3 protein-coding genes are annotated in these 15,931 nt (G+C 53.0%); all 3 read left to right on the forward strand.

Annotation, left to right across the window (positions count from 1 at the left end; genetic code table 11):
- The first annotated feature begins 39 nt into the window (after positions 1-39).
- The 3 genes from IX84_RS18800 to IX84_RS18810 all read left to right on the forward strand — a co-directional run bounded on the left by IX84_RS18800 (position 40) and on the right by IX84_RS18810 (position 15,930).
- Positions 40-1,293 carry a proline dehydrogenase family protein gene (locus tag IX84_RS18800; RefSeq protein WP_052516205.1) on the forward strand — a complete coding sequence of 418 codons (1,254 nt, stop codon included), beginning with the start codon at positions 40-42 and terminating at the stop codon, positions 1,291-1,293.
- Positions 1,294-1,677: 384 nt separating this feature from the next.
- Complete coding sequence (locus tag IX84_RS18805) at positions 1,678-8,592, forward strand: T9SS type B sorting domain-containing protein (RefSeq protein ID WP_044224231.1); 6,915 nt, start codon at positions 1,678-1,680, stop codon at positions 8,590-8,592.
- A 282-nt stretch (positions 8,593-8,874) separates the two neighbouring features.
- Positions 8,875-15,930 carry an Ig-like domain-containing protein gene (locus IX84_RS18810; RefSeq protein WP_081968841.1) on the forward strand — a complete coding sequence of 2,352 codons (7,056 nt, stop codon included), beginning with the start codon at positions 8,875-8,877 and terminating at the stop codon, positions 15,928-15,930.
- Position 15,931 lies beyond the last annotated feature (1 nt).

Here is a 15,931-nt window from a genome sequence, read left to right on the forward strand (position 1 = left end):
TTACCTTGGGATAGCCCTTAACCGGACCAAATTACATTCATGGAAAAGATAGGTAAACCTGTGAAGGATATAGAAAGAATGAAGAAAGCCGTTGATGAAGTCATCAATAGCAAGGAAGAACCCATTGTTGATTTTTCCAATACCGAGGTAGCCTTTGCAGGCAAAACCGATGAAGAGCTGCGCAAGTCTGCCTGGATTTTTGGCATGATGAACCGGCATTGGCTCGTTGGCATCGGTTCAAAACTGGGGCTGGCGGCTATTAGGATGCACCTGCCCTTTGTGGAAGGGATTGTCAAAAATACCATTTATGAGCAATTTTGCGGGGGCACTACGCTTTTGAACAGTCAGCCTTCCATCAGTAAACTTGCTCAACAAGGATGCCTGACTATCCTGGACTACGGGGCAGAGGCCAAGGATTCTGAAGAGGAGTACAATCAGACGATGAACGAAACCATCCGCGCTATTGAATTTGCTGCCAAAGCAGATCATGTACCCGTGGTGAGCACCAAGGTGACTGGCATGGCCCGTTTTGGGCTGCTCAAGCAAATACAGGAGGGAGAAGCCTTTACCAAAGAGACACGATCGGAGTATAAAAACATCCTGAAGCGTATCGATGCGATCTGTCATATCGCTGCTCAAAAGGACGTCAGTGTATTTTTTGATGCGGAGGAGTCCTGGATACAGGATCCGATCGACCACTTTGTCAATATGATGATGCGCCGTTATAACCGGGAAAAGCCAGTGGTGTACAATACCTTCCAAATGTACCGGAAGGACCGCCTGCAATACCTGATTAGCTCCTACAATCAGGCCGAACGCAATGGCTATATTTTGGGCGCGAAGCTGGTACGGGGGGCTTACATGGAAAAGGAAAGAGCCCGGGCAAGGGAGCATGGCTATGAATCTCCCATCCACCCCACAAAAGCCGCAACCGATGATGCGTACAACACCGGAGTGAAATTCTGTATTGACAATTACGAGCGTATTGCCTCCTGCAATGCTTCTCACAATGCTGAGAGCAATTTACTGCAGGCTGAGTTGATTCACCGTAAGGGCATTTCGCGCGATCATCCCCACCTGATGTTTTGCCAGCTCTACGGCATGAGCGACAACCTCACCTTCAACCTCGCTGCTGCCGGTTTTAAAGTAGGGAAGTATCTGCCCTATGGCCCGGTACGGGAAGTCGTACCTTATCTGATCCGCAGAGCCGAGGAGAATTCCTCCGTGACCGGTGATATGACCCGGGAACACCGCCTTGTTCATGAAGAAATGAAGCGCCGGGGGTTGTCTTAGTTTCTGTAAAGCAAATGTTTACAGAAGCAGAATAAAATTATATTTTAGTTTTATAACGATCAGGCAGCAATTCACCGGGCTCAGGTGTCTTGTATCAAAGCAGGAAAAGAGAATTATTCGGGCTGTTTTCCCAAATGATGGGATTACTGTTTAACTTTTTTTATATTTGTATCGTGTTCACCCCCCCGAATTAGTTGTCTTTATCTACCAGATACCTGGGTACAGCTCCCAACACAGCGTACTAAACAGGAACACAACCGCTTTCAGATCGATAAACAAGACACTTGCCTATTAGCCCCGGAAGAGTTATAATCCCATGATGCATAGCATTTTATAATTGCTGGCATCCATTGCTGGCTATTGCCGGAATGAAAAACTATATTGATGCGGTGTTGTAATCTCAAAAGCCGTCTGATCCTAACCCTGACCGTGCTGCCCCTTTGGATGATCGCGCAGAACGTCTCCGATTGCAGTGGTGCGATAGTGGTTTGTGGCGACCGAAATATTGACGTTCCGGACTCTCCGGGCGAGCTCAACGATTTTCAAAACTCCGATAACTCTATTGGGTGCCATGAGACTGGCGAGTCTTCCAGCGTATGGCTCTATTTTCGCTTTCGCAATGACATGCCACCGGGCAGCGATCTCCTTTTTACCATTTCTCCTTACGAAGGCGGTGATGTCGACTACGACTTCGCATTATTTGCTGCCGACACCCGCTGTGACAGCCTTGGAGAGCCCGACCGCTGTTCTTATGCCTGGTCGGTGGAGGAAACCCAGACTTTTCAGTGTGGTTTTTGTCCGTTTACAGGATTAGGCAATGGGGAAACCGACCTTTCAGAAGGGATCTTCTTTGACGAAACCGGTGCTATGGCCAATGGATATGTAGCGCCCATGGTTGTAGAGCCCGGGCAGGGCTTTTATCTCTACATCAATGAATTCTACGGGGTAGGTGGGGAGCAGTCTGAGTCAGACGGCTTCAGCATCTCCTTTTCCGGCCAGGCGGCAGATTATTTCGATTGCACGGCCAATCCCAACTGTGAATTACAGGTGGTGGCCCTTGATCAGGACACGGCGCTTTGTTCTGGTAATGTGCCATTTACCCTTAACAGTGAGGTGACTTACGCTACGGGCTTCGAAACGTATACCTGGATGGGTACCCCGGAAGCCCTGAGTTACCTTGATGACCCCACAAGCCCGACACCACAGGCTGTTTTCCCGGATAACTTTTCCGGCACCGTCGAATACATCCTTGAAGTCAGCTCCGATGGCTGTACCAATTCCGATACGATGACCCTAAGCATTGAGCCTTCTCCAACCATCATGGTTGGCTTTGAAGCCTTTTTCTGTGAAGGCTCGGATTTGACGCTGGACGCCGGGCCTGACTTTGCTTCTTATGAATGGTCCACTTCGGTCACCGATCCGGCTATTGTGGTGGATGAGCCCGGAACCTACACCGTAACCGTCACTGCACCGGGTAGCGGTTGTACCATCATCCGGGAAGTGGCCGTTACCGAAATCCCTACTCCTGCGCCCATCATTGACGGTGGTCCCTATCTGTGTGAAGGCACAACCGATACCCTGATTGTTCAGGGCAGTTACGATACTTACAGCTGGGTGGGGCTTTCAGCAGACAGCTTTCTGGTGATAGATCAGCCCGGTAATTACCTGTTGCGAGTGACGGACCCATTCGGTTGTCAGGGCGATACGACGCTAACCATCGAAGAAGTACCGGCTCAACAGCCACAGATTGCTTCCCCTCCTGGTCTGTGCCCGGACGGAAATGCCACCCTGGCACTTTCTGAATCCTGGGCCGCCTATCAATGGTCTGATGGCAGTATAGACAGCTTGCTGGTAGTGGATTCTACAGGCAACTATGCCGTGACCGTCACAGACACCTTTGGCTGTTCTTATTCCGCCGATACCGAACTGTTGGCTATTGATGCCCCTCTGCCCGAGGTGGATGGCGATACCGTATTCTGTGATGGAGGCAGCAGCTTACTGCTGACGGTGCAAAACTACGAAGGCTACCTCTGGTCTACCGGTGACACCACTAATACCATCACCGTAGAGGAAGGCGGTACCTATCTGGTCACCGTTACGGCGGCCAATGGCTGTACCGGCGTAGATTCCCTGCAGGTCACAGAGTACGATCCGCTTACATTGGATGTTGCCATCGTTAATGCCGAAAGCCTTTGCGCGGGAGATACCGTCTTTGCCTTCGTGGGCCAGGTGTATTCGAATTATGTTTGGAGTAGCGGTGCAACTGGCCCGGCTGTTGCTATTGCAGAAGCTGGTTCCTATAGCGTTACCGTCACGGATGACCGGGGCTGTACTGCTATTGATTCCATACAAGTTGAGGCATTTTTACCGCCGGTGCCTGAAATTTTTGGCCCGGTGGGGCTTTGCCCGGATGCTACCGGGGTGTTGAGTGTGGACCCCTACGTTTCAGTAGATTGGGGGGGGACCAATCAGGACTTTACCCTTCCCATAACAGCACCGGGTACCTACAGTGTGACTGTGGTGGACGGAAATGGCTGCACTGGGGCAGATACGCTGGATGTCGTTGCTTTTGCCGAGCCGGAACCGCAAATCGGCGGGGATACCAGCCTTTGTGAGGGCGGTGCCGTTAGTTTGTTTGTGGAAGGGCTGTACTCAAGCCTGTTCTGGAATGGTGGCAGCACAGACAGTACGCTGGTGGTGAATGCTCCGGGGAACTATAGCGTTACCGTAACTTCTCAGGAAGGCTGTACCGGCACTACGGATGCCATAGTGGCGCAATTTCCCAACCCTCAGCTCACGCTGGATGAAGAAGCCGTCTTTTGCGCCAACAGCTCGGTAGAGATCAGTGCCAATGGTACTTACTCAACTTACCACTGGAGTAACGGAGCCACAACCGCCACAACGGTTGTGGACAGTGCAGGTACCTATCAGCTTGAGGTGACTAACGAATTTGGATGTACCGCCACCGACGATATCCTGGTGCAGGAGGAAGCAGTCCCGGTGAGCGGGCTGGCCGGGCCTTACACCTTTTGCGAAAATGAAGACACCGAAATACAAGCCAATACCGGTTATGCTGATTACCAGTGGTCGGTGCCCGGTAACGGGCCTTCGGTCACAGTAGATGCCGCCGGGACTTACTACGTGACCATTACCGGAGCGAACAACTGTGTGGCTGTCGATTCTGCCGTGGCAGAAACCCTGCCTTTGCCGGTGCCCGAGATCCTGGGTGGGCCGAGCCTGTGTGTAGGTAGCAGCCTGGAGTTGTCTGCCAGCGCTATTTATGCGACTTACAGCTGGGAGGGTGCGGTCAATGCCCCAACCCTTGATGTATCCACGCCAGGCACCTATGGGCTAACGGTAACAGATGCTAACGGTTGCACAGGCACAACCAATACGGAAATTACAGAGGTGCCATTGCCGGAAGCCAACCTGCCCGACAGCGCAGCATTCTGCACGAATGGCAGCGTGGACCTGGAAGCAGCCCCCGGTTTCACCCAATACAGCTGGTCAACCGGGGATACCTCGGCTGTAATTGAAGCGACTACTCCCGGGCTTTATTACCTGACTGTTACGGATGCGAACAGTTGTCAGGACAGCTTCGCCGTTGCGGTGGCAGAAAACCCGTTACCGGATATCAATTTGCAGGGGCCTGTAACATTCTGTGAGGGCGACAGCATAACCCTGTCTGTTGCCCCCGCTGAGTACCCCTTTGTGACCTGGTCAACGGGAAGTGAGGAAGCAGATGCAATTATTACGGCTCCCGGCCTGTATCAGGTATCTGTTTTGGATTTGAATGGGTGTATCCGCGACTCCATATTCACCGTTGAGGAATTGGCCCTGCCAGCTATTGAAATTACCGGGCCGGATTTCGTTTGCGCTACGGACAGCGCCACGTTGCAGGCAACGCCGGGGCTGATGGACTATATCTGGTCCTCTGGTGCTGGGGGTTCCGAAATTATAGCAGATAGTACCGCCACCTATCTGGTCACTGCTACAGGGGATAATGGCTGTTCAAATACCGCTACTTTTGACTTTGAGGTTATTGATTTGCCAGAGGTGGCATTGCCTGATTCAGCCTGGTACTGCGAGGATGGCGCTGTGGTTATCGGGGTGCCTGCAGGGCCTGGTTTAGCCTACGAGTGGGCTACCGGAGAGACGGCATCAGAAATTGAAGTGGATGTGCCTGGCAGTTACATTTTAACAGCGACCACCCCTGAAGGCTGTACCACCCAATCCGCTATTATTGTTGAAGAAATACCCGAACCGGAGGCAGTCATTACAGGTGACCTCAGTGTATGCCCCGGAGAAGCGAACGCGCTGAGCGTAGCGGATAATGATTATACCTTTTTGTGGTCTACCGGGGATACGACCAGTCAGATTATGGTGACGGACCCACAGGCCTATATGGTTACAGTGACGGATGCTTTCGGATGCGTAAGTTCCGCAAATGCTATTGTCATTGCCTCTGTTGCTCCTGATGTGGAGATCACCGGTGCTGCACCGTTTTGCGAGCGCGATTCCATTTTCCTAAATGCGGGCGACCATACCAGCTATCAGTGGTCAGGAGGGGAGACGACATCGAGTATACCTGTCACCCAAAGCGGTAATTTTGCTGTGACGGTTACAAATACAGCAGGCTGCACAGCTGCTGATACCATACAAATCACAGCCTTTCCATTACCTGACCCCGAATTGCCTGTTTACCAGGCTGGCTGTGACGGGGAAAGCTTCCAGATTGAAGCTCAGGCAGGCTTTGAGTCTTACCTGTGGAGCAACGGAGAAGAAGACCTGAGTATTAATGTGCAATCTCCCGGCATTTACACCCTTGCGGTAACGGATGAGAATGGTTGTACTGCAATTGATACTGCTGAAGTTTTCATTCAGCCTACGCCCGATCTGGAATTGACGCCGGCACAAAACATCTGTCTGGGTAGTTCCACCACCATCTCTGTGGAAGGGGAGTGGGCAGCTGTACAATGGTCAAATGGGGCCACCACCAATGAAATTACAGTTAGTGAGCAGGGCGGCTATGGTGTGGTGGTTACGGACAGCCTCGGGTGCACCGCGAATGCAGTAACGGCGGTTTTTGTCTTTGTGGTCGACGCTCCAGAGATAGAGGGGGATACCGGGTTTTGCCCCGCGGGAGCAGCTGTGTTTGCTGCTGAAGAAGGTTATGCTTCCTATCAGTGGAGCAATGGGATGACGAGCCGGGAAATTTCGGTGACTGAGGAAGGAGTCTATGCTGTGACTGTACAGGATACTGTAGGGTGCATGAACTCCGCAGAATGGGAAATCAAGCCCTACGCCAATCCTGAAGTAGATATCTCCGGGCAAAGCGTACTGTGCGAGGGCACCTCCAATGAATTAAGCGTCACCACAGACGGTACTTTTCTGGATTGGTCTACAGGGGAAACTACGACGACCATTCAGGTGTCAGCGGAAGGGTTCTACACGGCCCGTGCCCAAAGTGATAATGAATGCATTGCCATAGATACTTTTGAAGTGGACCTGACCACTTTGCCCCTTGCCGATGCAGGAGAAAACGAAGCCATGGACTGTGATACGAGATCCGTCTTTATTGGGCCGGAAGTGGCTCCGCCTGATTTCCTGAGCTTCATGTGGACCGGTCCCGGTATAAATTCCGGCAACCAAAACAATCCTAATCCGGAGGTTTCCGAAATTGGTATGTATGGCCTGGTGGTCACCGATTTGCAAACCGGCTGTGTGTCTGAGCTCAGTGCGGTAGAAGTGACCGACAACAGCTACACACCCGCTGTGGCAGTAAGCGTGGAAGACACGCTCGACTGTAACACCCCTACGGTAACCCTGACGGGTTCAGGTTCTCAAAATGGGCCCACCACCGTTTATCAATGGCTGGACACCAATGGGGAGCCTGTTTCCGGTGCTACCAATCTGGTGTACGAAGCCAGCGCCGTCGGGGACTTCAGTTTGATGGTTACGGACACTGCAACCGGTTGTTTTGCCGTGGAAGCAGTCTCTGTACAGGGGGATTATGATATCCCAACAGTGGTCATCAACCCCAATGCGCCCGATTTGGACTGCAATACCACTTCTTCTTTGATACAAGCATCGGTGCATGCCGTTTACGGAGAGCCGATGCTGCAATGGTCCGAAGCGGTCCTTGGAGATATTCCCGGAGCAGATTTGCCTAATTATACCACAGTGGAGCCCGGGCACTTCTTTCTGACTGTTACGGATCCTGTTAACGGATGTTCTGCTACAGACTCTATCCAAATTACTATTGATACCCTGCCTCCTGTGGCGCTGATTGTGGCCCCTGAAGCCATTGATTGTATCAACGAAACGGTTATGCTGGACGGTTCTGGTTCCTCTGCGGGAGATCAGCTGACCTACAGCTGGTCCGGTCCGGAAAGCGGGCTCGCGAACGGGGTGTTGCAGCAAACCGTGGCTACGCCCGGAAACTATCAGTTGATCGTGCAAAACGCAGTAAACGGTTGTGCTGATACCGCTCAGGTCTGGGTTGCCGAAAACCCCAACACCCTTGCAGGGGCAGAAGTATCAGCTGTCAATCCCATCTGTTACGAAGACGAAAACGGGCAAATACAGGTCCTTTCCGTAACCGGAGGGGCCGGCCCTTATCTTTACAGCCTGAACGGGGGGGCGCTGTCGATGGAGCCCCGATACTCCGGTTTGGGCAGTGGTGCCTACGAATTGCTCATTCAGGATGTGGAGGGTTGTGAATATGAAACGACCATTCTATTGGAAGAAGGCAGCCTGCCACAGCTTCAATTGGGAGAAGATCAGGAAATCCGGCTCGGCGACGAGGTTTTCCTGAATGCATTAACCAACCTCCGGGATGGAGAATGGACATCCATCCTGTGGGAGCCACAGGATTCGGCTGCCTGCGACCAATGCCTTTCCTGGATAGACCAGCCAGAGAGTACCATCCGTTATTTTGCTACCATAACCGACACCGCTGGCTGTACAGCTACCGACAACCTGCTCGTTCGGGTGATCCGCGATTATCAGGTGTATATCCCAAATGCTTTTACCCCAAACGGAGATGGCAGTAATGATTTCTTCCTGATTTATGCAGGCAGCGATGTGGTTGAGGTGGAAAACTTTGAGATTTACAGCCGCTGGGGGGAAAAAGTTTTCCAAATGCAGGAGTTCCCGCCCAATGACCCGCAATATGGCTGGAATGGCGTCTTCAGGGGGCAGCCTATGAATATTGGCCATTTTACCTACTTTGCCCAAATACGTTTCGTAGATGGGGAGGTCCGCCTGTTTAAGGGAGGGGTTAACCTCGTACGTTAATCCTGGCACTTGCCAAAGGTTGCCTGAACGTAGAATGCCGTAAGTAGATGGGCCTGTTCCCACTCAGGTTGGGTTCTCTTTCTGCCTGATTCCGGTGCCCAGTCAGCCCCGTAATTGGTGACCGCCTTATGCAGCTTGCTCAAAAAATTGTACATTAGCCTGTCATTATTTGGCGCCTATTACCTATGCCCAATACGATCAATACCTACCCCGGGATATGCCAAATGAGTTATTGCAAAGCCTTGAGTAACCAACACTCCGGGCATTAACAGAACCCAATCTATGCTGAACAACTACTCGACTACTGCAGTTTGTCTAATTGCTATGCTTCTATCCGGTGCATGCCTCCTGTTGCCTGTTACCCCGGCTGTAGCTCAGTGCACAGACCCGAGCATAAGCCTGCCTGACGAAAATCAACCGGTAGCCAATCCATCGGTGTCCTACTGCGTCAACATTCCAATTAACCCTGCTATTACCGGTAACCCGATAGGCTTTTCTATGGAACTGGAACATACCTTTATCGGCGACTTGTCGATACGGGTAAATGCCTGCGGAGAAACTCTCATGCTGGTAACCCGCCCCGGTGGCGGCTCCTGCAATGCAGGTGCGCCCTTCGGGTCTTCAGCCAGTGTGAATGGGTACTTCACCTTTTCAGAAGGGGGCGGCCCTAACCCGGACAATGGGCTAGCGTTTGGGGGAGGAAACTATGGGCTCTCTACGGACCCTTGTAATGTCAATACGGTAAATACCTTTGCTCAACTGGCTGCTGCCTGTGGCAGTGGTCCGTATACAATTGAATTATGTATTACGGACCATGCCAACGTTGATGTGGGTTTTGCCGGTAGCATTGCTCCGATTTTTCCGGGGGTGCCCCCTACAGTTTGTGGTTGTACAGACCCGCTGGCCACCAATTATGACCCCACTGCCAATTTTGACGATGGCACCTGTATTTACCCTCCCGGCTGCGGCGATTTTTTCTATGATTCGGGTGGCCCGGGCGGTCAGTATTCCAATCAGGAAAATACAGTAACGACCATTTGTCCGGATATTCCCGGTGATCTGGTGGAGGTGACCTTTAATGTTTTTGACCTTGAAGGCCCTTTCGACGACCTGACCATCTATGATGGGCCCAACACCAGTTCTCCGATTATTGGAACTTTTAGCAACAACAGCCCAGGCACAGTGACCTCCAGCCACACCTCCGGATGCCTGACCTTCGTTTTTGACAGTGACTTTAGCGGTACCGGTAACGGATGGGCAGCATTTGTGGATTGTGTGCAGCCTTGTATCCCGCCACCCCCTCCAATAGTAACTCCGGTACAGGTGTGTCAGGGAGAGAGTGCTATGCTTTCGGCAGCAGCTTGCCCCGGAGGTACGATCCGCTGGTATACAAGCCCCACCGGTGGCAGCCCGATTGCTAGCGGGCCAGTCTATAATACCCCCGTACTCAATAACAATACTACCTATTATGTAGCCTGTGATATTGGGGATTGTGCTTCAGACCGTGCCGCCGTTCCTGTTACTGTGGTTCCTCCGGTTACGCCCTCCCTTATACCCATTGGCCCATTTTGCCAGGGTGCTCCCCCGCTGTTGTTGTCGAATGTGCAGGATGGCGTTCTGGGTACCTGGAGCGGGACCGGTGTCAATGCCGGGACTTTCACACCTTCCATAAACGGGATTTTTGCGCTGACTTTCACTCCTTCACCGGGGGAATGTGCCCTGCCTGCCGTACTGGTGGTGGAAGTACTTCAGAACCCCGTTCCCAATATAACAGGCCCGGATGCGATCTGTGATGGCAACCCTGAATTCCTGAGTGTGTCCGGCAACTTTGCCAGTTACCTCTGGAATACCAACGATGTCACTCAGACCATTCCAATATTCAGCCCGGGCACCTATTCCGTGACCGTCACGACTCAGCCTGGCAACTGTATTGGCGAATCTTCCTTCACGGTAGGCGAAAGCCCTGCTCCTGCGCCGACGATTAGCGGTGATCTTCAAATCTGTCCCGGTGAAAGCACCACACTAACAGCCAATGGCGGGTTTAGTAGTTATGAATGGTCCGACGGGACCACCGGCAACACTTTGAGTGTCAATACACCCGGGGGTGTGGAAGTGACGGTAACGGACGCTAATGGCTGTGAAGGCATAGCCGTTGCAACGGTATCTGAAATCAGTCTGCCTGACCCGCAGATATCCGGCCCCTCGATCTTGTGCCCCAATGTTGAAGGCGTTTTGGCCATTGCTAATGCCGCCGCTTATGATAGCTTTACCTGGTCGACCAATGACAATACCGGGCAAATTACCATTCCTGGCCCGGGTACCTACAGCGTTACGGTAGCCAATCAGGGATGCAGCACCACCTCGACTTTTACGGTTGCTGAAGATGCTGCCATCCCGCCTTCCATAACAGGCCCCCTCAGTTTCTGTGATGATGGCTCAACAACACTTTCAGTGAGCCCGGCTTACGATAGCTACAGCTGGTCTACCGGCGGCAGTGCCCAAACAGAGGAAGTTATCAGTGGAGGCAATGTGGGCGTTACGGTTACGGATGCCAACGGCTGTGTTGCCGAGACCAGCGCAACCGTGGTCGAAAACCCACTGCCGAACGTGCAAATCACCGGGGACGATGTTATTTGTGAGGAGGCGTTCGGAGTGCTGAATGTCGTTAATGGTTCTGCCTACACAGATATCATTTGGAGTAATACGGAAACAGACCCCACAATAGCTATTAGCAGTGCCGGAACCTACAGCGTTACCGCCACTGATCTGAATGGATGTACGGGTACTGCTACCTTTGAAGTCGAAGAGGTGGCCTTGCCGGATGCTTCCATTTCCGGTGTGACAAGCTATTGTACCGGTACCAGTACGACACTTACGGCAAGCCCGGCGGGCCTTTCGTATGAATGGTCCAATGGCGCCACTACTCAAACTGCTGAAATCACCACCCCCGGCACCGTTTTCGTGACGGTCACCAACGCCTCGGGCTGCCAGAGCGTGGCCTCGATTGGCGTTACGGAGGTTACAGAACTGTCTCCGGAAATTATCGGCCCCACCGAGTTTTGCGAAGGGGCGTCCATCTTTCTGGTCGGGCAGGGAGGCTTCGCAGCTTATGAGTGGTCTGATAATACACCCACTCAGGAATTGGAAGTAACAGCAGGGGGCACCTACACGCTCACGGTCACTGACGCAAACGGATGTACAGGGACGGCTTCCTATGTCGTTACTGAAAACCCATTGCCAGAGGTTCCCATCACAGGAGAACTGTCTTTCTGCGAAGGTACATCCACGAGCCTGAGCGGGCCGGCAGGCATGGCCGATTACGAATGGACCGGAAATGAATCCGGGCAAAGTTTAGATGTCACGGCTCCCGGCACATACAGCCTCATGGTCACGGACAACAACGGCTGCCAGAATACCGCTTCCGTGACGGTAACTGAAAATCCTCTGCCTGCGCCTGAAATCATCGGCGAACTGGCTTTCTGTGCAGACACATCAAGCGTGCTCGCCCTCTCAGAGGCTTACGAAAGTTACGAATGGTCAACCGGTAGTACGGCCCCTCTTGTTACAGTAGCGGACTCCGATGTGGTCTCCGTAACGGTTACCGATGCCAACGGTTGTGAAAACAGTACTTCGCAAACGGTCACTGCGCAGCCTTTACCAGAATTCAATATTACCGGAACCCTTACCTTCTGTGATGGGGAAGCCGTAGTGCTTGGGGTGGATAGCACCTTCGAGTCTTATCAGTGGAGTACCGGAGCCACAACAGATAGTACAACCGTATCTGAGCCCGGGGAAGTCAGCCTTACCGTTACTGATGCTAATGGTTGCAGCAGTACGAATGCTGTTAGCCTTACCGAAAACGCACTGCCCGAGCCCGAAATAACCGGTGAGAGCTTTTTCTGTGCAGGCGATAGTATTGCGCTCCAGGCCACTGCTGGCTTTGAGAGCTACTCTTGGAACGATGGGTCTGACAATAATTCTTTGATCGTATCCACACAAGGTCCGTCCACCGTTACCGTCACTGATGCCAACGGTTGTCAGGGTGAGGCTTCCTTTTTTGTGGATGAGATCAGCCTGCCTGTTCCCCAAATTAACGGAGTGCCTGCTTTTTGCCCGGGCGAATCCACCACGCTATCGGCTTCCTCAATATTCGCTTCCTATGCCTGGAGCACTGGGGATACGACCGGTACAACCGCAGTGGCTAACCCAGGCAATGTGACCCTGACCGTAACGAATGCTCAGGGGTGTGTGGGGACGACTACGATAGAAACCAGTGAATACGCCACCTCTATTCCTCAGATTGACGGAGCGCCCAACTTCTGCCCCGGCACTTCGACGACACTGACCGCAGAAGCAGGCTTCGAAAATTACCAGTGGAGCAATAATACCGGCACGCCCGAAGTGGAAGTTACAGCACCCGGTACGATTGAAGTCACCGTCACTGATGCCAACGGATGTATAACCTCCAATAGCATTGAGGTAGGGGTGTATTCGGTTTTGGCACCGGATATTCAGGGGCCAGCGGGTTTCTGCACCGATACAACGGCTACTTTGTCCGCAGGAGCAGGATATGCGGCGTATGCCTGGTCTACCGGCAGCAGCGCAGAAAGCATCACTATTGACAGCGGAGGCGTTTACCGGGTAACGGTAACCGATGTGAACGGCTGTATTAGCCAGGATAACTACCAGCTTTTGGAATACAATTTGCCCGCTGTAGCCATCGGAGGCTCTGCCTCTTTTTGCCCGGGCGGTTTTGCTACCCTGAATGCCGGAGCCGATTATGCCGCCTACGAATGGTCGACAGGCAGTAGTGCTTCCTCCATTGAAGTGGACCAGGAAGGACTGTATACCCTGACCGTTACCGATGACAACGGCTGCACCAATACCGCCAGCCTTCAGGTGTCGCAGCAGGAAGAATTAAGCCCGGTGATCTCGGGGCCATTGCAGTTTTGCCCGGGCACTGAGACTCAGCTTAGTGCCGGAGCCGGTTATACGGTCTACGAATGGCAGGACGGAGCGCAGACTTCGGGGATTACGGTTACGGAGCCTGGCTCTTATTCCGTTTACGTAGAAGATGCCTCAGGCTGCTCCGGTACCGCCAGTGTGGATGTCAGCCTCTTCCCGGAACCGGTGGTCAGTATTGATGCGCCCCAGGGCTTTTGCGTGGATGCGTCCACCACCCTTACCGCGAACGGAGCCAGCCTGTCTTCCTTTGAGTGGGAAGACGGGAGTTTTGACCCCGAGCGGACCGTCACCGAAGCCGGCACCTACACTGTATTTGCCACAGACGTTAATGGCTGTATGGATACGGCTTCCTATGACATCATTACCTTCCCCCTGCCCGATTTTGAGGTGGAAGGGACGCCTTACTTCTGCGCCGGATCAAGCACCGTGCTGCAAGCTTCGGAGCCTTTTGCCGCTTACGAATGGAATGGTAGTGCCGGAGATTCCACCCTGACCGTCAGCACTGCCGGCCTGTTTGTGCTGGAAGTGGTTGATACCAATGGCTGTCAGAACCAAGCCAGTTTGCAGGTGGAGGCTATCCCGCTACCCGTTGCTGATCCCGGTATGCCGGATACCCTGACCTGCACGGTCGAGTCCGTGGCCATAGGTGGCAACGGAACCAGTACGGGGCCGGCTTTTGTGTACGAGTGGACAGGGCCCGGCATCAATGCTCAAACCGCAGTAGTACCTTCTCCAACCGTCAGCACTGCTGGTACCTATGAATTAATTGTGACCGATACCATCCATGGGTGCGTATCTGAGCCCGGTCTGGCTGAGGTGCCGCTTTCCAATGACGTGCCCGTGGTCAGCCTGGCCGTAAATGATACGCTCGATTGTGCCACTACCAGTCTGGTCATTGACGGAAGTGCATCATCTTCCTGGCCGGCGCTGATCTATCAGTGGGAGGACCTGAGCGGCACCGTGCTGGCTACGAATACGGATCAGCTTCCTACCGAAGATCCGGGGTTCTACGTCCTGCTGCTGGAGGATTTGGAAACGGGCTGTGCGGAAAGAGACACAATACAGGTCATTCAGGATATCGAAACGCCAACATCGGAAGCTGGCCTCACTCAGCGGCTGGACTGCGCCATCACTAGTGTTTCGCTTAGTGCTGCCGGGTCAACGCAGGGCGAGGAGATTCAGTACACCTGGCAGAACGAAAACGGGTTTACTGTAGCCACTTCTGACTCCGTAATGGTCAATACACCGGGTACCTACACCCTGGTTGTTCTCAATACCCGCAACAGTTGCCAGAGTGAGGATGAGGTAGTCATTACCCAGGATATTGAAGCACCGGTAGCAGATGCCGGGCAGCCGCAGCAAATCGACTGCCTTAATCCCACCGCCACCCTGAACGGCACCGGGTCACAAACCGGGCCGGATATCACATATCAGTGGGCATTTGGTCAGCAAAGCAACTTAATCGGTGGCGATCTGAGCCTCTCAGTAGATACTGCTGGCCTGTACTTCCTGATCGTAACAAACGAAGACAATAATTGCCAAAGCGTAGCCACAGTAGAGGTTTCTGAAATCGCTGCTGCGCCCACCGCTCTGCTGACCACCGCTAATGGGCCTACCTGCTTCGGGCAGGGCAATGGCAGCATTCTCGTCAGTGGCGTGGAAGGTGGCACAAGCCCATACCTTTACAGCTTCAACGGGGAAGCCTTCGATCAGCAGGCTACATTTACCAATTTGGACGGAGGGGTTTACACCCTTATCGTTCAGGATGCGATTGGGTGTGAGTACGAGACGGAAGTAGTGCTGGAAGAAGGCAATGACCTCGATGTGGAAATCATTGAGCAGGATATCAACGGGCAAATCCAGGTTGGCCTTGGCGAGGAAGTGCGGCTTACGGCGGATGTCAATATCCCGGAGGACGAAATCACCCGTTACCTGTGGCAAGGGGCCGACAGCCTTTCCTGCTATGACTGCCCGGTAACCTTTGTTACTCCTTCAGCTTCCGGCTTGTACCAGGTGCAAATCACTGACCTGAATGGCTGCACCGCGACTGACCAGATACAGCTCATCCTGAATAAGCAGCGGCGGGTATACCTGCCCAACGTCTTTTCGCCCAACGGCGATGGCGCCAATGACATCTTCTTTGTGCAGACCGGACCGGAAGTGGTTAAGATTGAAGCCTTCGAAGTGTACAGCCGCTGGGGAGAGCCTGTCTTCACCGTTTTCAATGCTCCGCCGAACAATCCGGTCTACGGATGGGACGGACAATACCGGGGCGAGTTGCTGAACGGAGCGGTCTTCACCTGGTTTGCCAAGGTGGAGTATGTCGATGGCGTGGTGGAGCTGTTCCAGGGTGATGTGGTCCTGATGCGGTAAT

This window comes from Phaeodactylibacter xiamenensis (assembly GCF_000759025.1).
Lineage (GTDB): Bacteria > Bacteroidota > Bacteroidia > Chitinophagales > Saprospiraceae > Phaeodactylibacter > Phaeodactylibacter xiamenensis.

Excerpts from the sequence above, each read along its gene's own strand:
- IX84_RS18800 (WP_052516205.1), top strand. The coding sequence starts at position 40 with ATGGAAAAGATAGGTAAACCTGTGAAGGATATAGAAAGAATGAAGAAA.
- IX84_RS18805 (WP_044224231.1), top strand. The coding sequence starts at position 1,678 with ATGCGGTGTTGTAATCTCAAAAGCCGTCTGATCCTAACCCTGACCGTG.
- IX84_RS18810 (WP_081968841.1), top strand. The coding sequence starts at position 8,875 with ATGCTGAACAACTACTCGACTACTGCAGTTTGTCTAATTGCTATGCTT.